Below are 19,368 nucleotides of genomic sequence, written 5' to 3'. Positions count from 1 at the left end.
TTCGGATGAGACGCTGTCTCACCCGAAATGAAATTGAACCCGGTACCGCTTGTTCATCTGTCGTCCTGGGTGGCGCGGTCGGCTTCGGACAGGGTCCAGGCGACGAGGTCGGTGGTGAGGGCGGACATGGCGTCGCCGAAGGCGGCGACCATGTCGTCGACCTCGGGCGACGTGCCGGGAACGGCCTGGCGGAAGCGCTTCGAGGCCACCGGGCCGCCGCCGCGGAACTGGACCAGGCGCGCCTGCACTTCGATCACCGCCTCCGGGCGACCGTCGACGTAGATCGTCTCGAAGGCGCGCACTTCCACGAGCAAGCCGGCGTCGCCGCGCGCGCCGCCGCCGAAGCGGCCGACGGCGGCGAACTTGCCGGCGTCCTCGAAGCCTTCGACCAGCGCCGTCTGCAGCAGTTCCGGCGCGTCGTCGGCCCAGGCGGCGCCCTTGTAGACCTGGAAGCGGTCGGGCGTCGGCCGCACCGCGATGCGCGAGGAGTCGAGCATCTGGTTGGCGGCGCTGGTGGCGATCGACAGCTGCCAGTCGACCGCGGGCCAGGCCGGATCCACCGTCACCGACGAGGCCGGCGCGTACACCCGCACTTCGGTCTTGGGTCCGCCGATCGCGGCGCAGCCGGCCAGCAGCAGGGTGGCGGCGAAGGGAAGGATGGCGCGGCTCATGGTTCGAACTCCTCGGGTTGTTCGCGGCCGAGCAGGAAGCCGGCGGGATTGCCCTCGAGCTTCTCGGCCAGGTCGTCGAGTTCGCGGATCAGGCCGCGCAGCTGGCGCATGGTTGGGCCGACCTGGGCCAGGCCGTCCTGGCTGAAGTCGGCGATGGCGTCGCGGTTGTCGGTGAGGATCGCATCGGCGCTGGTGCTGGCCGACTCGAGCTTGGCCAGCGTGCGGTCGAGCCGTGCGACCAGGGCCGGCAGTTCCTTCACCAGGCCCTGGTCCAGCCCGTTGATCGTGCGGTCGGCGCTGGCCAGGGTCTTCTCGAGCTGCTCGCTGGCGGCGCGGGCGTTGCTGATCAGCGCGGCGATGTCCTCGCGCTCGCTGGCGACGGCGCCGGTGATCTGGTCGAGCTGCTCGAGGGTGCGGGTCACGCGCGCCACGTTCTCGTCGCTGAGCAGTTCGTTGACGCGGTTGACGATCTCGCTGGCGTTGGCGGCGATGTTCTGCAGCGCCGAGGGCTCGGTCTGGATCACCGCCACCCGCTGCCCCTCGCGCGGCTGCAGCGGCGGGCTGCCGGGGCTGCCGCCGCCAAGCTGGATGATGGCCACGCCGGTCAGGCCGGTGAGCGCGATCTTGGCGCGGGTGTCGGTCTTGACCGGCGTGTCGGCGGCCAGGCGGATGCGGGCGATCACCTTGCGCGGGTCGTCGCGGTCGAGCGACAGCCGCCGCACCGCGCCGACGCTGATGCCGTTGTAGAGCACCTGGCTGCCGACGCTCAGGCCGGTGACCGCCTCCTCGAACACGACGTCGTATTCGGTGAAGGATTTCTCGGTGGTGTACTTCGCGGCCCACAGCGCGAACAGCACCGCTAGCAGGCAGACCGCGAGCGTGAACGCACCGATGAGCACGTGGTTGGCACGGGTTTCCATGGTCAAGCCTCCTTGGCCCGGGCGGCCTGCGCGGCGCGTCCGCGCGGGCCGTGGAAATATTCCTGCACCCAAGGATGGTCGAAGCGTTCGACTTCGGCCAGCGGGGCGTTCACCAGCACGCGCCGGTCGCCGATGACGGCCACGCGGTCGCAGATGGTGTACAGGGTGTCGAGGTCGTGGGTGATCAGGAACACGGTCAGGCCCAGCGCGCGCTGCAGGGTCTTGATGAGCGCATCGAACGCGGCGGCGCCGATCGGGTCCAGGCCGGCGGTGGGCTCGTCCAGGAACAGCAGCGCCGGGTCCAGGGCCAGCGCCCGCGCCAGCGCCGCGCGCTTGCGCATGCCGCCGGACAGCTGTGCCGGCAGCTTGGCGCCGGCGTCCTCGCCCAGCCCGGCCATGCGGATCTTGAGCATGGCCAGGTCGTGGATCATGTCCTCGGGCAGGGCGCCGTAGTGCTCCTTGAGCGGCACGGCGACGTTCTCGGCCACCGTGAGCGAGGAGAACAGCGCGCCGTTCTGGTACAGCACGCCGGTATTGAGCTCGATGACGCCGCTGGCGCGGGCGCGGTCGGACAGGGCGTCCACGCCCAGCACCTCGATGTGGCCGCCCTGCGGCTCGCGCAGGCCGAGGATGGCGCGCATCAGCACCGACTTGCCGGTGCCCGAGCCACCGACCACGCCGATGATCTCGCCCCGGCGCACGTCCAGGTCCAGGTCCTCGTGCACCACCTGGCTGCCGAAGCTGTTGCGCAGGCCGCGCACGCGGATGGCCAGGTCGTCGCCGGCGACGGCGTTCACCAGTCCATCTCCATGAAGAACAGCGCCGCGAAGGCGTCGAGCAGGATCACCAGCGAAATCGTCTGCACCACGCTGGACGTGGTGCGCTCACCGACCGATTGCGCGGTGCCCTGGACCTGGAAGCCCTCGAGGCAGCCGATCAGGCCGATGATCATCGCGAACAGCGGCGCCTTCACCACGCCCACCCAGAAGTGCCGGACTTCGATCGTCTCGTGCAGGCGGGTGATGAACATCTCCGGCGTCATGCCCAGGCTGGCGACGCTGACCGCCAGGCCGCCGGCGATGCCCGAGACCATGGCCAGGAAGGTCAGCAGCGGCAGCATCACCAGCAGGGCCGCGAGCCGCGGCAGCACCAGCAGCTCGATCGGGTCCAGGCCCAGGGTGCGGATGGCGTCGACTTCCTCGCCCGACTGCATCGCGCCGATCTGCGCGGTGAAGGCGCTGGCGGTGCGGCCGGCCAGCAGGATGGCGGTGAGCAGCACGCCGAATTCGCGCAGGAAGGCGATGCCCACCAGTTCGACCACGAAGATCTCGGCGCCGAAGTCGCGCAGCACGGTGGCGCCGAGGAAGGCGATGACGGCGCCGACCATGAAGCTCAGCAGCATCACCAGCGGCACCGCGTCCAGGCCGACCTGCTCCATGTGGTGCACGGTCGGCGTCAGCCGGAAGCGCGCGGGCCGCAGCAGCACGCCCAGCGCGGTCTTGAGCGTGAGCCCGAGGAAGCCGACCAGGGCCAGGGTTTCGCGCGTGTAGTCCTCGACCGCGAAGCCCATGCGGGCCAGCATCTGGCGGAAGCCGTAGTCGGTGCGCGGCACCCGGCGCGGGTTCTCGCAGATGGCCTGCACGGTGCCGGTGAGCGGCTGGTAGGCCGGCTGCACTTCGACCGTGGCCAGGCCCAGGCCGACCCGCACGGCGTAGCGCGACAGCATCATGGCGCCGGCGGAATCGAGCCGGCCGATGTCGCGGCCGTCGATGTCCTCGGCGGCCTCCGGGGCCGCGTCGAGCAGGTCGAGCAGGATCGCGGCATGCGCCAGGGTCCAGTCGCCGCGGGCGACGAGGATGCCGGGGTGGCGCTCGCTGGGGGCAATGCTGGGGGGTTGGCTCATGCCTGGGGCGGTTCCTCAGCCGTTGCCCGAGGATAGCCGCCAGCGGGGGCTCGTGCCATGCTTCGTGCCCGATGAACGCGCCCGTCCTCAACAGCCAGTCGATCTACGAGGCGCAGGCCAGCTTCGTCGCCGAGCTGGCCACTCGCCTGCACGCCTACGGCACCACCTCGCAGCGACTCGAGGGCGCGGTGATGGGCGTGGCGCAGCGGCTGGGCCTGGAGTGCGAAGTCTGGTCCAACCCCACCGGCATCATCCTGAGCTTCGCCGATCCGGTGCGCGGCCAGCAGAACGGCATCACCCGGGTCCTGCGGCTGGCGCCCGGCGACCAGAACCTCGGCCGCCTGGCCGCCACCGACGCCATCGCCGAGGACGTGCTGGCCGGCCGCATGGATCCGGGGGCGGGCCTGGCGGCGCTCAAGGCGCTCGACCGCCCGGCCAGCCGGACCGCCCAGGCCCTGAACGCCTTCAGCTTCGGGCTATCCGCGGCCGCGGTGGCGGCGCTGCTCGGCGCGGCCTGGGCGGGCGTGGCCACGGCCGGCGTGATCGGCATCGTGATCGGCGTGATGTTCGTGCTGGGCGCCGGGCGGCCGCGGCTGTCGGAGGCGCTGGAGGCGATCGCGGCGCTGGTGGCGACGCTGCTGGCGGCGGCGGTGGCGACCTGGATCGCGCCGCTGTCGCTCAACACCGTCATCATTTCCTCGCTGATCGTGCTGATGCCGGGCCTGATGCTGACCAATGCCGTCAGCGAGCTGTCCAGCCAGCAGCTGATGTCGGGCACCGCGCGCTTCGCCGGGGCGCTGATGATCCTGATGAAGCTCACCTTCGGCACCGTGGCGGCGATGCAGATCGTCGGCCTGCTGGGCTGGGTGCCGCAGGAAGCGCCGGCCCAGCCGCTGGCGCCGTTGGCGGCGCTGGCGGCGCTGGGCGTGGCGGCGTATGCCTTCGCGGTGCTGTTCCAGGCTTCGGCGCGCGACTATCCGCTGGTGATGGCGGCGGTGCTGCTGGGCTACGGCCTCACCCGCGTCGGCGGCGAGATGCTGGGCCTGGCCTCGGACAACTTCGCGGGCGGGGCCTTCTTCGCCAGCATGGGCGTGGCGGTGATCAGCAACCTCTACGGCCGCTGGCGCAACCGCCCCGGCGCGTTGATCCGGGTGCCGGGCATCATCCTGCTGGTGCCGGGCAGCGTGGGTTTCCGCAGCCTCAACTTCGTGATGGAGCGCGACGTCTGGCTGGGCCTGGACACCGCCTTCGTCCTGCTCTCGGCCCTGATCGCGATCGTTGCCGGGCTACTGTTCGGCAACCTCATCATTCCGTCGCGGCGGAACATCTGAAGTTTTTTGCCACGGATGAACACGGATAAGCACGGATAGAGCCAAGGAAAGTGGCGTCCGGCAGGAATGCAGTCGCCTGGCCCATGCCCACTGAATCGGTTCGCCCTATCGGCTCTTATCCGTGTTCATCCGTGGCCAAAACAGGCTTTGGGTTACTTCGCGATCGCGAAGTCTTCGAGCTTGCGGCCGCGGGCGAGTTCGGCGGCGAGCCACTTCGGGGGCATGCCGCGGCCGGCCCAGGTCTGGGTGGCGTCGGCGGGGTTGCGGTACTTGGGCTCGACCTTGACGCCCTTTTGCGAGGATTTCTTGCCGGTGGCCTTCTTGGCCGGGACGCCGGACTTCTCGCGGACCATGCGGGCGGTGCCGAACAGTTCGTCGACGGTATAGCCCTCGGCCTTGGCCAGCGACACCAGCTTCTTGCGCACGGCGGCGATCGGCTTGCGCTTGGCCAGCGACTTCTTGCGCTGGTTGGCCTTGGCGATCAGGGCCTGGAGTTCCTTCGCCGACAGGCCTTCGAGATTGATGCTCATGGGGTTCCTTGGGTTGCCTGAAAGGGGGGGTGGGTTTTGTGCGGGTTAATCCCGACAAACCCCGATGTTACTCCCCGTCCGGCATCCGCTGGAACCCGCGCGGAGTATCGCGCGGGGTTTGAGCACCTCGCCCCGGGTGGTTTTCTCAGGCCAGGCCCAGGCGCGCCCGCAGCGTCGCCTTGTCCAGGTTCTCGCTGTCGGCGGCGCGGCGGGCGCGGTATTCGAACTGGCCCGACTCCAGGCCGCGGCCCGAGACCACCACGCGGTGCGGGATGCCGATCAGCTCGATGTCGCCGAACATCACGCCCGGGCGCAGGCCGCGGTCGTCGATGACCACGTCCAGGCCGGCCTGCTGCAGCTCGGCGTACAGCGCGTCGGCGGCTTCGACCACGGCCGGGTCGTTCTTGGGGTTGATGATGCACACGGCGACCTGCCAGGGTGCCATCGGCGCCGGCCAGCAGATGCCGTTGGCGTCGAAGTTCTGCTCGATGGCGGCGGCGACGATGCGCGAGACGCCGATGCCGTAGCAGCCCATGTGCATCACCTGGGCCTTGCCTTCCGCGTCGAGCACGGTGGCCTTGAGCGCCTCGGCGTATTTCTGGCCGAGCTGGAACACGTGGCCGACCTCGATGCCGCGGGCGATCTTCAGCACGCCCTTGCCGTCGGGCGAGGGATCGCCCTCGACGACGTTGCGCAGGTCGGCCACGAGCGCGGGCTCGGGCAGGTCGCGGCCCCAGTTCACGCCGGCGAGGTGGAAGCCCTTGCGGTTGGCGCCGACCACGAAGTCGGCCATCGCGGCGACGCTGCGGTCGGCGACGATCGTGATCGCCTTGGCCGGCTTCACCGGGCCGATGAAGCCGGGCTCGCAGCCGAGGTGGTCGTTGATCTCGGCCTCGGTGGCGAGGCGGAAGTCGGCCAGGCCCGGCACCTTCGACAGCTTGATCTCGTTGACCATGTGGTCGCCGCGCACCAGCGCCAGCACCAGGCCCTGTTCGCCGACCACGGCCACCGACTTCACGGTGCGATCGAGCGCGAGACCCATCAGCTTGGCGACTTCCTCGCAGGTGCGCTGCCAGGGCGTCTCGACCTCGCGCATCGCCTCGGTGGCCGCGGCGCGGGCGCCGGGCGCCATTGCCTCGGCCATTTCGACGTTGGCGGCGTAGTCGCTGCCGTCGGAGAACGCGATGGCGTCCTCGCCCGAGTCGGCCAGCACGTGGAACTCGTGCGAGGCGCTGCCGCCGATGGCGCCGGTGTCGGCGTTCACTGCGCGGAACACCAGGCCCAGGCGGGTGAAGATGCGGGTGTAGGCGTCGTACATCGCCTGGTAGGTGACGCGCAGGCTTTCGGCGCCCAGGTGGAAGGAGTAGGCGTCCTTCATCAGGAACTCGCGCGCGCGCATCACGCCGAAACGCGGGCGGATCTCGTCGCGGAACTTGGTCTGGATCTGGTAGAAGTTGAGCGGCAGCTGCTTGTAGCTGCGAAGTTCATTGCGCGCGAAGTCGGTGATGACCTCTTCGTGCGTGGGGCCGTAGCAGAACTCGCCGTCCTTGCGGTCCTTGATCTTGAGCAGCTGGCCGCCGAACTTCTGCCAGCGGCCGGTCTCTTCCCACAGCTCGCGCGGCTGGATCGAGGGCATCAGCATCTCGATGGCGCCGGCGCGGTCCATTTCCTCGCGCACCACGGCCTCGACCCGGCGCAGCACCCGCAGGCCCAGCGGGCTCCAGGTGTACAGGCCGGCCGCCAGCTTGCGGATCATGCCCGTGCGCAGCATCAGCTGGTGGCTGACGACCTCGGCGTCGGCCGGGGTTTCCTTGCTGGTGTGGAGGTGGAAGCGGGAAAGACGCATGCGGAGGCCGGAATCTGGGTGGGTCGGCCATTGTAGCGGCCGTCCGGCCCCGCGGGGCGCGCTTAGCCCTCGTCGACCGGTTCGCAGTAGGCGCGGACCTGGCGCTGGGCGTTGGCGCGGTTGGTGGTCAGCTCGTCCTCGGTCATCGGCTCCTGGGTGCCGTCGCCGTCGCGATCGAACTGCACCGGCCGACCGGAGGTCAGCACGGCCAGGTTGGCCTGGGCCATCTCGCAGGCCTTCTGGGCCGGGGTCGCTTCGGGGGCGGCGGCTTCGGCCGCCTGGGCTTCGGCCGAGTCGGCGTCGACCTGCATGGCCTGTGAGCTCGCGACCTGGACCTGCGAATAAACGGTTTCGCCGTTGGCCCCGGTGGACTTGTAGACGGTGACCTTCTCGGCGGCGCTCGCCAGGGGCGCCAGTGCAAAGGCCAGGGCGAGGATCAGGATCGGGCGGGACATGGCGTGACTCCGGGGGCGGTGGCGAGGCCCCGTGATACCACCCCCTCCGCCGGGCCGCAAGGCGCGGGCTATGGGGCGAATCCGGGAGCCGCTACACTTCCCGCATGGACCCCCAAGACGAACCCGCCCCGGCCCGCGGCCGCGGCATCTACCTGCTGCCCAACCTGCTCACCACGGGCGGCCTGTTCGCGGGTTTCTACGCCATCCTGGCCGCGGCCAGCGGCAATTTCGAGAACGCCTGCATCGCGGTGTTCGTGGCCGGGCTGTTCGACGGGCTCGACGGCCGGGTGGCGCGCATGACCGGCACCAGCAGCGAATTCGGCGTCCAGTACGACTCCCTGGCCGACCTGGTCAGCTTCGGCATGGCGCCGTCGCTGGTGATGTACCACTGGGCCCTGGTGGGCTTCCGCGCCGACGGACCGGTGCTGGCCAAGGTGGGCTGGGCCGCGGCCTTCCTGTACGCGGCCTGCGCGGCGCTGCGCCTGGCCCGCTTCAACACCCAGGTCGGCTCCACCGACAAGCGCTGGTTCATCGGCCTGGCCAGTCCCGCCGCGGCCGGCCTGATGGTGTCCTTCGTCTGGGCCATGAACACCTTTGGCTACGGCGGCCAGGGCCTGCGCTGGCTGGCCTTCGCGGTGACGGTGGCGGCGGGCCTGCTGATGGTCAGCCGCATCAAGTACTTCAGCTTCAAGGGCTTCCCCAAGGGCGGCCGGGTGCCGTTCTTCGTGATGGCGCTGGTGGTGGTGACGATCGCGGTGCTGTTCATCGCCCAGGCCAAGGGCCTGTTCGCGATCGCACTGGTCTACGTGCTGTCCGGCCCCGCGTGGTGGGCGTGGACCAAGCTGCGCCGCAAGCCCGCCGCATGAGCTGGCGCCCGGACCAGCAGGCGATGCTGTCGGCGATGGGCTACACCCTGTATCGCCCGGCGCCGGCGCCCGTGGCGCCGCCGGTCGTGGTGGCCCGGCCGGCCGGGATCCCCGAGCGGCTGTGGGATGCGCTGGTGCGCGCGGCGGGCGGGCGCGATCCGTCGCCGCTGCTGCCGCCGGTCGAGCAGCTGCGCGCCGGGGCCGACGCCAAGCGCGCGCTTTGGCCGGCCCTGCGGGCCCTGCGTCGCCCGCACTGAGCCATGAACGCCCGGCCCGCCCCCGGCAGCCAGGTCCGGCCGATGCGCCAGACCGACCTCGAGGCGGTGAGCGAGATCGAGAATCGCGCCTACGTGTTCCCGTGGACGCCAGGCATCTTCCGCGACTGCCTCCGCGCCGGGCACCAGTGCTGGGTGCTCGAGGCCGGGACGACGCTGCTGGGCTACGGCGTGCTCAGCGCCGCCGCGGGCGAGGCCCACATCCTCAACCTCTGCATCGCCCCCGAGTACCAGGGCCGCGGCCACGGCCGCCGGCTGCTGCGCCGGCTGGTGGACCTGGCGCGCTGGCACCAGGCGGCCCAGGTCTTCCTCGAAGTCCGGCCCTCGAACCCGCGCGCCATCCAGCTTTATCGCGAGGAAGGCTTCAACGAGATCGGCCAGCGGCCGAACTACTACCCCGCCGAAAAGGGCCGCGAGGACGCCATCGTCATGGCCATGGAACTCCTCCCCCCTGAATGAGCGGTACCGGGTTCAATTTCTTTCGCCGCTGAGACTCGGTCTCAGCGGCGAAAGAAATTGAACCCGGTACCGCTTGTTCAGCCGAGCTTGGCGCGTTGGGCTTGGAGGGCGGCTTGCTGTGCGGTCCAGTCGGCCAGGCGGGCGCGCTCCTGGTCGACCACGGCGGCGGGGGCGTTCTGGACGAAGGTTTCGCTGGCCAGCTTGCCCTGGCACTTGGCGATCTCGCCGGCGATGCGCTTGAGTTCCTTGTCCAGGCGGGCGGTTTCGGCGCCGAGGTCGATCAGGCCTTCCAGCGGGATCATCAGCTTGAGCGAGCCGACCAGCGCGGCGGCGGCGGCCGGGGCCTCGCCCTCGAGCCAGGTGACGGACTCGAGCTTGGCCAGGAACTTCAGCGCCGCGGCGTGGCGGGCCAGGCGCTCGCGGTCGCGGGCGTCGCCGTCCTGCAGCAGCAGCGGCACGGCCCGCGCGGGCGCGATGCCCATCTGGCTGCGGATCGAGCGCAGCTGGGTCACGGCATCCTTGAGCCATTCGATGTCGGCGGCCGCGGTGGCGTCCTGCCGCGCGGCGTCGGCGGCCGGGTAGGGCTGGGTGCTGATGCTGTCGCCGGTGATGCCCAGCTTGGGCGCGACCGAATGCCAGATCTCCTCGGTGACGAAGGGGATGATCGGATGCAGCGCGCGCAGCAGCTGTTCCAGCACGTACAGCAGGGTGTGGCGGGTGCTGTCGGCGGCGGCCGCGTCATCCCCCATCAGCGCCGGCTTGGACAGCTCCAGGAACCAGTCGCAGAACTCGTTCCAGGCGAACTCATACAGCGCCTGCGAGGCCAGGTCGAAGCGATAGTCGGCGTAACCCTTCTCGACCTCGCGCAGGGTGTGCTGCAGGCGGTCGAGGATCCAGCGCTCGGCGTCGGTGCGCGGCGCCGGCACGCCCGAGGCCGAGAAGCCCTCGCAGTTGAGCAGGCCGAAGCGCGCCGCGTTCCACAGCTTGTTGCAGAAGTTCTTGTAGCCCTCGCAGCGCTGCAGGTCGAACTTGATGTCGCGGCCGTGGGTCGCCAGCGAGGCGAAGGTGAAGCGCAGCGCGTCGGCGCCGAAGGGCGCGATGCCGTCCGGGAATTCCTTGCGGGTGGCCTTCTCGATCTTGGGCGCATCGGTCGGCTTCATCAGGCCGGTGGTGCGCTTGGCCACCAGGGCGTCGGCGCTGATGCCGTCGATGATGTCGATCGGGTCCAGTACGTTTCCCTTCGACTTGGACATCTTCTGGCCGTCGCGGTCGCGCACCAGGCCGGTGATGTAGACGTCCTTGAACGGCACTTCGCCGGTGAAGTGGTCGGTCATCATGATCATCCGGGCGACCCAGAAGAAGATGATGTCGAAGCCGGTGACCAGCACCGAGGTCGGCAGGCGCTTGTCGAAGCCGCGCGCGGCCATGGCCTGCGGGTCGGGCCAGCCGAGCGTGCTGTGCGACCACAGCGCCGAGGAGAACCAGGTTTCCAGCACGTCGCTGTCGCGGGTCAGCGCGACGTCGGCGCCCAGGCCGTGCTTCGCGCGCACTTCCGCCTCGTCGCGGCCCACGTAGGCCTTGCCGGCGGCGTCGTACCAGGCCGGGATGCGGTGGCCCCACCAGAGCTGGCGGCTGATGCACCAGTCCTGGATGTTGCCCATCCAGTGGCGGTAGGTGTTGATCCAGTTCTCGGGCACGAAGCGGACCTTGCCGCTCTCGACCAGCGCCAGACCCTTGGCGCCGAGCTTCTCCATCCGCACGAACCACTGGTCGGTGAGGTAGGGCTCGATCACCTGGCCGGTGCGGTCGCCGCGCGGCACCTGCAGCTTGTGTTTCTTCTCCTCGACCAGCAGGCCGGCGGCCTCGAGGTCGGCCAGCACGGCCTTGCGGGCGGCGTAGCGGTCCAGGCCGCGGTACTTGGCCGGCGCGTTGTCGTTGATCGCGGCCTCGGGCGTGAGGATGTTGATCAGCGGCAGGCCGTGGCGCTGGCCGACGGCGTAGTCGTTGAAGTCGTGCGCCGGGGTCACCTTGACCACGCCGGTGCCGAAGACGCGGTCGACGTAGTCGTCGGCGATGATCGGGATCTGGCGATCGGACAGCGGCAGCGCCACGGACTGGCCGACCAGCGCGGCGTAGCGCGCGTCCTCGGGGTGCACCATGGCGGCGGTGTCGCCGAGCATGGTCTCGGGGCGGGTGGTGGCGACGACCAGGTAGTCGCGGGTCTCGCGCAGGGTTTCGTGGCCGTCGGCGTCGTGCTCGACGTGCTCGTAGGTGGCGCCGTTCGCCAGCGGATAGCGGATCGACCAGAGCTTGCCGTCTTCTTCCTCGCTCACGACCTCGAGGTCGGAGATCGCGGTCTTCAGCACCGGGTCCCAGTTCACCAGGCGCTGGCCGCGGTAGATCAGGCCTTCCTCGAACAGCCGCACGAAGGTCTCGACCACGGCCTGGCTCGGGCCGGCGTCCATGGTGAAGGTCTCGCGGCTCCAGTCGCCCGAGGCGCCCATGCGGCGCATCTGGCGGGTGATGGTGTCGCCCGACTCCTGCTTCCAGGCCCACACCTTCTCGATGAACTTGTCGCGGCCCAGCGAATCACGCGTCTCGCCCTTGCCCTCGAGCGCGAGGTTGCGCGACACCACCATCTCGGTGGCGATGCCGGCGTGGTCGGTGCCGACCTGCCAGAGCGTGTCGAAGCCCTTCATGCGGTGGTAGCGCACCAGCGCGTCCATCAGCGTGTGCTGGAAGGCGTGGCCCATGTGCAGGGTGCCGGTGACGTTCGGCGGCGGCAGCATGATGGTGTAGGCCGGGCCCTTGCCCGAGGGCTTGAAGCAGCCGCTGGCTTCCCAGTGGGCGTACCACTTGGTCTCGAAGGTCTGGGGCTCGAAGCTCTTTTCCATGGGGGCTGACGGCTCGGTGCCCGGCGCGGGGCCGGGTCTTCATGGGCGGGGAGGGTCGCAAAGCCTAGCAAATCAGGCGTTTGGCCGCGACCGGGAAACCTGTGGGAGGGCCTTCAGGCCCGAAGCTTTTCGCCGAAAAGCTTCGGGCCTGAAGGCCCTCCTGGGTTGTGAGGTGCAGGGAATCAGGCTTCGGCGAAGGCGTCGCGGCTGAGGTTCTCGGGTGCGCCGTCGGTGCAGTGCACTTCGTCCTCGATGCGCACGCCGCCGAAGGTCGCCAGGTGCTCGACCTTGCGCCAGTCCACGGCCTTGCCCTGCGGGCTGGCCTTGAGCTTCGCCAGCAGCGTCGGGATGAAGTAGATGCCCGGCTCGATGGTGACCACCATGCCCGGTGCCAGCGTGCGGGTCATGCGCAGGTAGGGATGGCCGGCGGGGCGCGGGATCAGCTGGCCGGCCTCGTCGGTGAAGCCGGCCACGTCGTGCACCTGCAGGCCGATCGGGTGGCCCAGGCCGTGCGGGAAGAAGGTCGTGGTGAGGCCGGTTTCCAGCATCTGGCCCGGGTCCATGTCGACGATGTCTAGCGTGCGCAGCACGCCGCCCAGGCGCAGGTGCGCCTCCAGGTGCAGGTCGCGGTAGTCCACGCCGGCCTTCACGCGGGCGCAAAGGGCCTGCTGTTCGTCCTCGACCGCGGCGACCAGCGCCTCGAAGTCGGCGTCGCCGTTGCCCCAGGTGCGGGTGATGTCGGAGGCGTAGCCGTCCACTTCGGCGCCGGCGTCGATCAGCAGCGAGCGGTGCTGCGCCGGCGCCTGGACCTGCTTGTACTGGTAGTGCAGCACCGCGCCGTGCTCGTTGAGGCAGACGATGTTGGAGTAGGGCAGGTCCAGGTCGGTGTGGCCGGTCGCGGCCAGATAGGCGGCGTGGATGCCGGCTTCGGACCGGCCCGCCTTGAACGCCTCGCGCGCGGCCAGGTGGCCGGGCACGGCGCGGCGCTGGGCCTGGCGCATCACCGCCAGCTCGTAGGGCGTCTTGTAGGCGCGGTGGTAGTGCAGGGCGGCCAGCAGGCCTTCGGGATTGTTCGGCGTGAAGCCGGGCAGGGCCGCGTCGGCCTCGCCGAGGATGGCGGCCTTGCCGGTCGTCGGCAGGTGCCGGATGGCGTCGGCCGGGTTGGTGATGACGCGGATGTCGAAGTGTTCGACCCAGGCGCCCTCGGGCGGGCTGGGCGGCACGTGCCAGTAGTCGTCGGGCTGGTAGTAGGCCAGCACCGGGCGCTGGCCGGGGGTGTAGGCGATCCAGCAGTGCGGATGCCGGGTCAGCGGCAGCCAGGCCTTGAACTGGGCATTGGGCTTGAAGGGGTAGGGGCGGTCGTCGAGGAACTCGTGCTTCTCGATGCCGGACGTGACCAAAAGGTGATCGAAGCCGTGCTTTTCCAGCAGCCGGTCCACCCGCGCCTTGATCGCGGACAGGTGCGCGGGATATAGAGTGGAGGCGTCACGTGGGGTCATGGCCGGTCCTTCTGGGGCGATGGCCCGATTTTGCCGCATCCGGCGCAGCCGCAGGAGAAGGGATTGGAAAGTCGGCGCAAAGACGGCGGATTCCTGGGGCAGCCGGCCTGGCTGTGGAGCCTGGCGGCCCTGCTGGTCGGCCTGGCCCTGAGCCTCGTCGCCGCCGGCCTGCACCGTGACGCCCTGGCGCGCTCCGAGCAGGTCCGCCTGGAGCGGCTGGCCGAGCGCAGCTTCGACGCCGTCGACAGCCAGCTCGAGACCTGCGGCCTGCTGGTGCGATCGGTGCAGGCCCTGTTCCTGGCCTCGGACGAGGTGACCGAGGTCGAGTTCGAGGCGATGTACTCGAACCTGCGCCCGCGCGAGCAGTTCCCCAGTCTCCAGGCCATCGCCTACGCGCGCAGGACCGACCGCCCCTCGCCCGACGCGCCGCCCGACGGCCTCGTGCACTATCCGACCGAGCTCGTCGCGCCGCTCCAGGGCAACCGCATGCTGCTGGGCCTGGACATCGCCACCCAGGCGCCGAACCTGGCCGCCGCGCAGTTCTCCCGCGATGCCGACCAGCCGGTGATGTCGGCGGCCTTCCGCCTGGTCCAGCGCACCGGCATGCCGGGTGGCGACGACGGCCTGACGATCCGGCTGCCGGTGTTCACCCCGGGACCGCAGCCGCGCGACCTGGCCGAGCGCCGTGCGCGCGAGATGGGCTCGCTGGCGGCGTCGTTCCGGATCAACCGGCTGATCGAGGACGCGCTGCCGCGCGAAGCGCTGGAGCGCTTCGACATCGAGGTCTTCGACATCAGCGACGGCGAAGCCTCGCCGCGCCTGCTCTACACCAATCCGCTCGAGCTCACGCCGGGGCAGGGCATCGCGTCCGCCACCTTCGTGCGTGACCTGGCCTATGGCGGGCGCACCTGGCGGATGATGGCCGACGCCGAGCTGCTCGACGAACAGGCCGGCTGGCTGCCCCTGCTCACCTTCGGCATCGGCTGCCTGGCCAGCCTGCTGCTGGCGACGCTGGCCTGGTCGATCGCCTCCACGCGCGCCCGCGCGCTGGCGCTGGCGCGCGACATGTCGGCGCAGTACCGCGAGAGCGAGGAGCGCTTCCGGGCCCTGAATGAGCTGCTGCCGGCGCTGGTGCTTCTGGCCCGCGTCGATGATGGCCAGGTGGTCTATGCCAACCAGGCCTGCCGCGACCGTTTCGGCATCGGCGACGACGGCCCGGCGCCGTCGCTGGCGGCGATGGTCGAGGATCCCGAGCTTCGCGACCGGGTCGCGGCGATGGGCGTCGAACCGGACGCCATCCTCAACGAGTCCGCGCGCCTGCGCGGGCCGGGGCAAGAGCCGTTCTGGGCGACGCTGTCGGTGTCGCGGATCATGCTGGCCGGGCAGCCGCACCTGCTGGCGGTGGCCAACGACATCACCGAGCTGCGGGTGCTCAGCGAGGAGCTCAGCTACCAGGCCACCCACGACACGCTGACCGGCCTGCTGAACCGGCGCGAGTTCGAACGCGCCCTCGACGCCACCATCACCGCGCTGGACGCCGGCGCGCCGCACGCGGCGCTGCTGTACATGGACCTGGACCAGTTCAAGCTGATCAACGACACCTCGGGCCACTATGCCGGCGACCAACTGCTGGCGCAGCTGGCCGGACTGTTCGCCGGCCTGCTGCCGCGCGATGCGATCGTGGCGCGGCTGGGCGGCGACGAGTTCGCGATCCTGCTGGAGAAGACCGACGAATCGCGGGCGATGGCGCTGGCCGAGCGGGTCCGGCTCGAGATCGACGGCTACGTGTTCGGCTGGGAGCAGCGCAACTACACCATCAGCGCCAGCATCGGCGTGGTGATGCTGCAGGGCCCGGGTCTGAGCCAGCGGGTGCTGCTGGCGCACGCCGACACGGCTTGCTACATGGCCAAGGAGCGGGGCCGCAACCGCGTGCACCTGTTCTCCGAGGACGACCTGGAAACCACCCAGCGCCGCAGCGAGATGGAGTGGGCCGGGCGTATCCGCCAGGCCCTGTCCGACGGCCGCTTCCTGCTGCATTTCCAGGAGCTGGCGCCGCTCTGGTACGGCGACCAGGCCGAGGGCGTGCACATGGAGATGCTGGTGCGCCTGCGCGACGAGAACGGCTCGCTGGTGCCGCCCGGCGCCTTCATCCCGGCGGCCGAGCGCTTCGGCCTGATGCCGCAGCTCGACCGCTGGGTGGTGGACACGGCGCTGGCCAACTTCAATCGCCTGCATCCCTCGGGCAAGCCGGTGAAGCTGTGCGCGATCAACCTGTCGGGCCCGACCTTCGAGGACGACAGCTTCGCCGACTTCGTGCTGCAGCGGCTGGAGGACTACGGCGTGCCGCCGCAGCGCATCTGCTTCGAGATCACCGAGACCGCCGCGGTCAGCAGCATGGCCCGGGCGGTGGCGTTCATGCAGAAGCTGCGCGCGGCCGGCTGCAAGTTCTCGCTCGACGACTTCGGGTCGGGCATGGCCTCGTTCGGCTATCTCAAGAACCTGCCGGTGGACTTCATCAAGATCGACGGCAGCTTCATCCGCAACATCGAGACCGATCCGGTGAGCTATTCCATCGTCCGTGCGGTCACCGACATCGGCCACCAGCTGGGCCTGCAGGTCGTGGCCGAGTGGGTCGCCGACGAGCGCGCGCGCGACCTGCTGCGGGGGCTCAGCGTCGACTACGCCCAGGGCTTCGCGATCCACAAGCCCGAAGCGGCGCTCTGCTTCCGCACCTGAGGTCGTCGGTCAGTCGGCGGCCGCCGGGTCGCCGGCATCGCAGTCCGGGCCCAGGTCCAGCGGCGCACCCAGCGACACCGGGTGCCGCACCAGGTCCACGCGCGCGGCCATGGCGACGCTGACCAGCATTTCGTTTTCCTCGGTGACCATCAGGACGCAGCCCAGGCCGAGGCGGCGCGCCGTGTGTTCGAACCCCGAGGGCCCGGCGACGAACAGCGCCGTGGCGGCGGCGTCGGCCCGCACCGGGTCCGGGTGCAGCACCACCACCGACGCGGCGCCGCGCGCCGGTCGCCCGGAGCGGGGGTCGAGCAGGTGTGGCCAGCGTGCCCCGGTCGGGGATTCCCGGAACTTGTTGTAGTTGCCGGTGCTGAACAGGGCCTCGTGGCCCGCCAGCGCGACGCTGCCCAGGGCGCCGCCGAACGGGTCCTGCAGGCCTACCCGCCAGGGCCGGCCGCCGCCGTCGCCCAGGGCGACGATGTCGCCGCCCAGCCCGACCAGGGCGTGGCGGATGCCGTGGCGTTCGAGCACCTCGAGGATGGTTTCCGAGGCCAGGCCTTCGGCGATGGCGCCGAAGTCGAGCTGCACCGCCGGGTTGCGGCTCGAGACCCGGTCGCCGTCGACCATGACCTGGTCCAGCCGCGGCCGGTGCTCGCGCCAGTTCGCCAGCCACGCGTCGGTCGGGGGCGCGGTCAGCACCGGGAAGCTGGAGGTGTGGAAGCCCCAGGCCGCCACCAGTCCGCCCAGGGCCGGGTCGAACAGGCCTTCGCTGGCCTCGGTGAGCGGCCGTGAGCGTTCGATCAGGGCGATGACCGAGGCCGGCGCCGGGGCCGACTCGCCGGCCGCCAGCGCGGCATTGATGCGGGTGAGGTCGGAGGGTTCCCAGGCGTGCCACTCGGCCTGGCGCTGGTTGAGCAGCGCTGAGATTTCGGCCAGCGCGGCGCCGGACGTGGCCGCGTCGGCCCCGCGGATCTCGACGTCGGCCAGGGTGCCGAAGACGTAGAGCCGCTCCATCCGCGCCGGCGGTTCGCCGCGGCAGCCGGCCAGCACGCACAGCGCCACGGCCAGCGCCGCCAGCCGCGGGCGCCGCCGGGGCTCAGACGTACTGGCTGCCCGGCGCATCCACCCACTCGCGGATGAAGGCCACGTCTTCCGGGGCGACGTCGATGAAGCGGAAGCCGGTCCAGACCTGGCCGGGGGCGGCGGCTTCGTCCGACCACAGTTCGTGTGCGCCGACCTCGACCTGGCGCGAGCGGCCGGCATCGTCGGCCAGCGTGAAGCGCAGCTGGAACAGCGCGTCGCTGGTCACGGCCTGGCCCAGGATCAGCAGCATGCCGGTTTCCGAAAGATTGCTGAGCTTGCCGATCAGCTCGCCGGTCATGGTGTCCAGGACGTCGATGTTGCCGACCTTGCGGCGTTTGGCGCGGCGGTATTCGTTCATCGGGCGGGCGCCTCGGCAGGCGACTGGCCGGCGAACGAGCGCAGGGCGCTCATCACCGTGTTCCAGGCGCGGTCGATCAGGGTGCCTTTCTCTTCCTCGACCACTTTCACCTGGCCCTGGACCATGGCCTTGGCCAGGCCTTCGAGCGTGTTCTCGCCGACCTTCTGGCCGCGGTGGTTCACGAACAGCACGTGGCCGGTGACGGTGGAGAACCAGGACAGGCGGCGGCGGACCTTCTCGCCCTGCTGGTTGAGCGAGAACTCGAACCAGGTGCCGAAGGGCAGCTGGCGGATCTGCTCCAGGCGCTTCTGCTCGTCGGGCGTGAGGGTGGATTTCTTGCTCTTCTTGGCCTGCTGCAGGTCTTCACCGAGGCGCGCGCGCGCCTTCAGGCGCATGGTCAGCTCGGTGCGGCTGGCGGCGGAGTCGTCGTCGGCGTTGGCCTGCGGGTCCACCAGGCGCTGGGCGATCGCCGACGCTTCCTCGGCGTGGTAGCCGACCTGGGTGAGCGAAGCCTGGATGTCGGTGCGCAGGACCTGGGCGTCGTCGCTGGAAATGGGGGCGGCGCCGGGGGCGGCCTTGGCGACCTGGATCAGGCGCTCGGCGGTGTCCAGGTGCTGCTTCCACTGCTCCGAGTCCTCGCCGTGGCGCAGCGAGGTCAGCGCCATCACGTCGGTCCAGGCCTGGCTGAGCAGGGTGTGGGTGAAGCGCGGCAGGTTCTGCTTCTTCAGCATGCCCTCGACCACGCTGGCCGCGCGTTCGCGCGCCAGCGCCAGCTTTTCCTTGCCGCGGGCGGCCTCGACGTGGCGCTTCTCGGCCACCTCGGCCTTGCGCGTCACGGTCTGCAGGTGGCCGCTGAGGTCCTCGAGCAGGTTGTTGAACAAGCCCAGGTCACCGTCGAACTCGCGCACGGTGCGGTCGACCACCGACTGCATCTTGCCCACCAGCTGCTGGTCGGCGTCGTCCTCGCCCAGCCAGTAGGCGCCGGTCTCGGCGATCGTGTTGAGCATCTGCCGCGCCGGGTGCTGTTGGCGGGTGAAGAAGGCCTTGTCCTGCAGCGCCACGCGCAGCAGCGGCACCTGCAGCTTGGCCAGCAGGGCGGACGCGGCGCTGTTGGGCCGGACGTCCTTCATGATGTGGTCGAACAGCATGCCGACCAGGTCGATGGCGTCGCCGTCTTCCTCGGCCAGGGCCGGCGGCTGGTTGCCCGGGGTGTGCTGGCGCAGCTGGGCCAGCAGGTCCTGCTTGAGGTGGGTGACGGTGCGCGGCGTCGGCTTGCCGTTGACCATCATCGTTGGCGTGGCTTTCTGCTGCAGCTGGCCCAGCACGTCCTGGACCTGCTCGGTGCTGACCGGGACGCCGGTGCTGGCGTTGCCGGGCTGGCCGCCCACCAGCTTGCCCAGCAGCTGGCGCCGCCCGGCCAGCAGGTGGCGCATCTGCTGGAAGCTGTCTTCGCTGCCGCCGCCCTGGCCGCCGGTGCCCAAGCCGCCGCGGCGGGTGCCGGAGGCGTCCTGGCCGCCGCCCGTGCCGCCTGGGCCGCTGCCGCCG

Annotated in this window: 17 protein-coding genes; 5 read left to right on the top strand and 12 right to left on the bottom strand. The window is 70.5% G+C overall.

Annotated elements, in window-relative coordinates; genetic code table 11:
• Positions 1-53: 53 nt before the first annotated feature.
• The 4 genes from VFQ84_RS13610 to VFQ84_RS13595 are packed head-to-tail and all read right to left on the bottom strand — an operon-like array spanning position 54 to position 3,494.
• A complete protein-coding gene (locus VFQ84_RS13610) occupies positions 54-671 on the bottom strand; it encodes an ABC-type transport auxiliary lipoprotein family protein (protein WP_325132178.1) in 618 nt (205 codons plus the stop codon).
• Positions 668-1,591: an MlaD family protein gene (locus tag VFQ84_RS13605; protein WP_325132177.1), complete on the bottom strand. Its 924-nt coding sequence runs from the start codon at positions 1,589-1,591 to the stop codon at positions 668-670. The genes VFQ84_RS13610 and VFQ84_RS13605 overlap by 4 nt, the downstream gene beginning before the upstream one ends.
• Before the next feature lie 2 nt (positions 1,592-1,593).
• Complete coding sequence (locus VFQ84_RS13600) at positions 1,594-2,388, bottom strand: ABC transporter ATP-binding protein (RefSeq protein WP_325132176.1); 795 nt, start codon at positions 2,386-2,388, stop codon at positions 1,594-1,596.
• Positions 2,385-3,494: an ABC transporter permease gene (locus VFQ84_RS13595; RefSeq protein WP_325132175.1), complete on the bottom strand. Its 1,110-nt coding sequence runs from the start codon at positions 3,492-3,494 to the stop codon at positions 2,385-2,387. The genes VFQ84_RS13600 and VFQ84_RS13595 overlap by 4 nt, the downstream gene beginning before the upstream one ends.
• A gap of 71 nt (positions 3,495-3,565) precedes the next feature.
• On the opposite strand from VFQ84_RS13595, the gene VFQ84_RS13590 reads away from it, so the two are divergent.
• A complete protein-coding gene (locus VFQ84_RS13590; protein WP_325132174.1) occupies positions 3,566-4,825 on the top strand; it encodes a threonine/serine ThrE exporter family protein in 1,260 nt (419 codons plus the stop codon).
• Positions 4,826-4,977: 152 nt separating this feature from the next.
• Here VFQ84_RS13590 and VFQ84_RS13585 read toward each other — a convergent pair whose 3' ends face one another.
• The 3 genes from VFQ84_RS13585 to VFQ84_RS13575 form a co-directional block, all read right to left on the bottom strand.
• Entirely contained in the window at positions 4,978-5,355 is a 378-nt protein-coding gene (locus tag VFQ84_RS13585; protein ID WP_325132173.1) for an H-NS histone family protein, read from the bottom strand.
• 145 nt (positions 5,356-5,500) lie between these two features.
• A complete protein-coding gene (locus tag VFQ84_RS13580; RefSeq protein ID WP_325132172.1) occupies positions 5,501-7,201 on the bottom strand; it encodes a proline--tRNA ligase in 1,701 nt (566 codons plus the stop codon).
• 62 nt (positions 7,202-7,263) lie between these two features.
• A complete protein-coding gene (locus VFQ84_RS13575; RefSeq protein ID WP_325132171.1) occupies positions 7,264-7,656 on the bottom strand; it encodes a DUF4124 domain-containing protein in 393 nt (130 codons plus the stop codon).
• A gap of 104 nt (positions 7,657-7,760) precedes the next feature.
• Here VFQ84_RS13575 and pssA point away from each other — a divergent pair, with 104 nt between their 5' ends.
• The 3 genes from pssA to rimI are packed head-to-tail and all read left to right on the top strand — an operon-like array spanning position 7,761 to position 9,256.
• The gene (gene pssA / locus VFQ84_RS13570) at positions 7,761-8,522 is read left to right on the top strand and encodes a CDP-diacylglycerol--serine O-phosphatidyltransferase (RefSeq protein ID WP_325132170.1); all 762 of its coding nucleotides are present in this window, start codon (positions 7,761-7,763) and stop codon (positions 8,520-8,522) included.
• Entirely contained in the window at positions 8,519-8,779 is a 261-nt protein-coding gene (locus tag VFQ84_RS13565; protein ID WP_325132169.1) for a hypothetical protein, read from the top strand. Before pssA ends, VFQ84_RS13565 begins: the two co-directional genes overlap by 4 nt.
• 3 nt (positions 8,780-8,782) lie before the next feature.
• Entirely contained in the window at positions 8,783-9,256 is a 474-nt protein-coding gene (gene rimI, locus VFQ84_RS13560) for a ribosomal protein S18-alanine N-acetyltransferase (RefSeq protein ID WP_325132168.1), read from the top strand.
• Between the two features lie 77 nt (positions 9,257-9,333).
• Here rimI and VFQ84_RS13555 read toward each other — a convergent pair whose 3' ends face one another.
• Complete coding sequence (locus VFQ84_RS13555) at positions 9,334-12,150, bottom strand: valine--tRNA ligase (protein WP_325132167.1); 2,817 nt, start codon at positions 12,148-12,150, stop codon at positions 9,334-9,336.
• A gap of 182 nt (positions 12,151-12,332) precedes the next feature.
• On the bottom strand, positions 12,333-13,649 hold the full coding sequence (gene pepQ / locus VFQ84_RS13550) for a Xaa-Pro dipeptidase (protein WP_325132166.1): 1,317 nt from the start codon (positions 13,647-13,649) through the stop codon (positions 12,333-12,335).
• Positions 13,650-13,712: 63 nt separating this feature from the next.
• Here pepQ and VFQ84_RS13545 point away from each other — a divergent pair, with 63 nt between their 5' ends.
• Positions 13,713-16,385 (top strand): bifunctional diguanylate cyclase/phosphodiesterase, encoded by a 2,673-nt coding sequence (locus VFQ84_RS13545; RefSeq protein WP_325132165.1) that lies wholly within the window; start codon positions 13,713-13,715, stop codon positions 16,383-16,385.
• 9 nt (positions 16,386-16,394) lie between these two features.
• Here the strand turns inward: VFQ84_RS13545 and VFQ84_RS13540 are convergent, their stop codons facing one another.
• The 3 genes from VFQ84_RS13540 to VFQ84_RS13530 all read right to left on the bottom strand — a co-directional run.
• On the bottom strand, positions 16,395-17,504 hold the full coding sequence (locus VFQ84_RS13540; protein WP_325132164.1) for an FAD:protein FMN transferase: 1,110 nt from the start codon (positions 17,502-17,504) through the stop codon (positions 16,395-16,397).
• Positions 17,479-17,823 (bottom strand): PilZ domain-containing protein, encoded by a 345-nt coding sequence (locus VFQ84_RS13535; protein ID WP_325132163.1) that lies wholly within the window; start codon positions 17,821-17,823, stop codon positions 17,479-17,481. The genes VFQ84_RS13540 and VFQ84_RS13535 overlap by 26 nt, the downstream gene beginning before the upstream one ends.
• Positions 17,820-19,368, bottom strand: a 1,549-nt coding sequence (locus VFQ84_RS13530) for a DUF1631 family protein (protein WP_325132162.1), incomplete at its 5' end; no start/stop codon positions are given. The genes VFQ84_RS13535 and VFQ84_RS13530, both read right to left, overlap by 4 nt.

The organism is Arenimonas sp. (genome assembly GCF_035721105.1).
Classification (GTDB): domain Bacteria; phylum Pseudomonadota; class Gammaproteobacteria; order Xanthomonadales; family Xanthomonadaceae; genus Arenimonas.
Note: the sequence above shows the minus strand (reverse complement) of the source record. Positions and strands in the feature narration are given on the sequence as shown.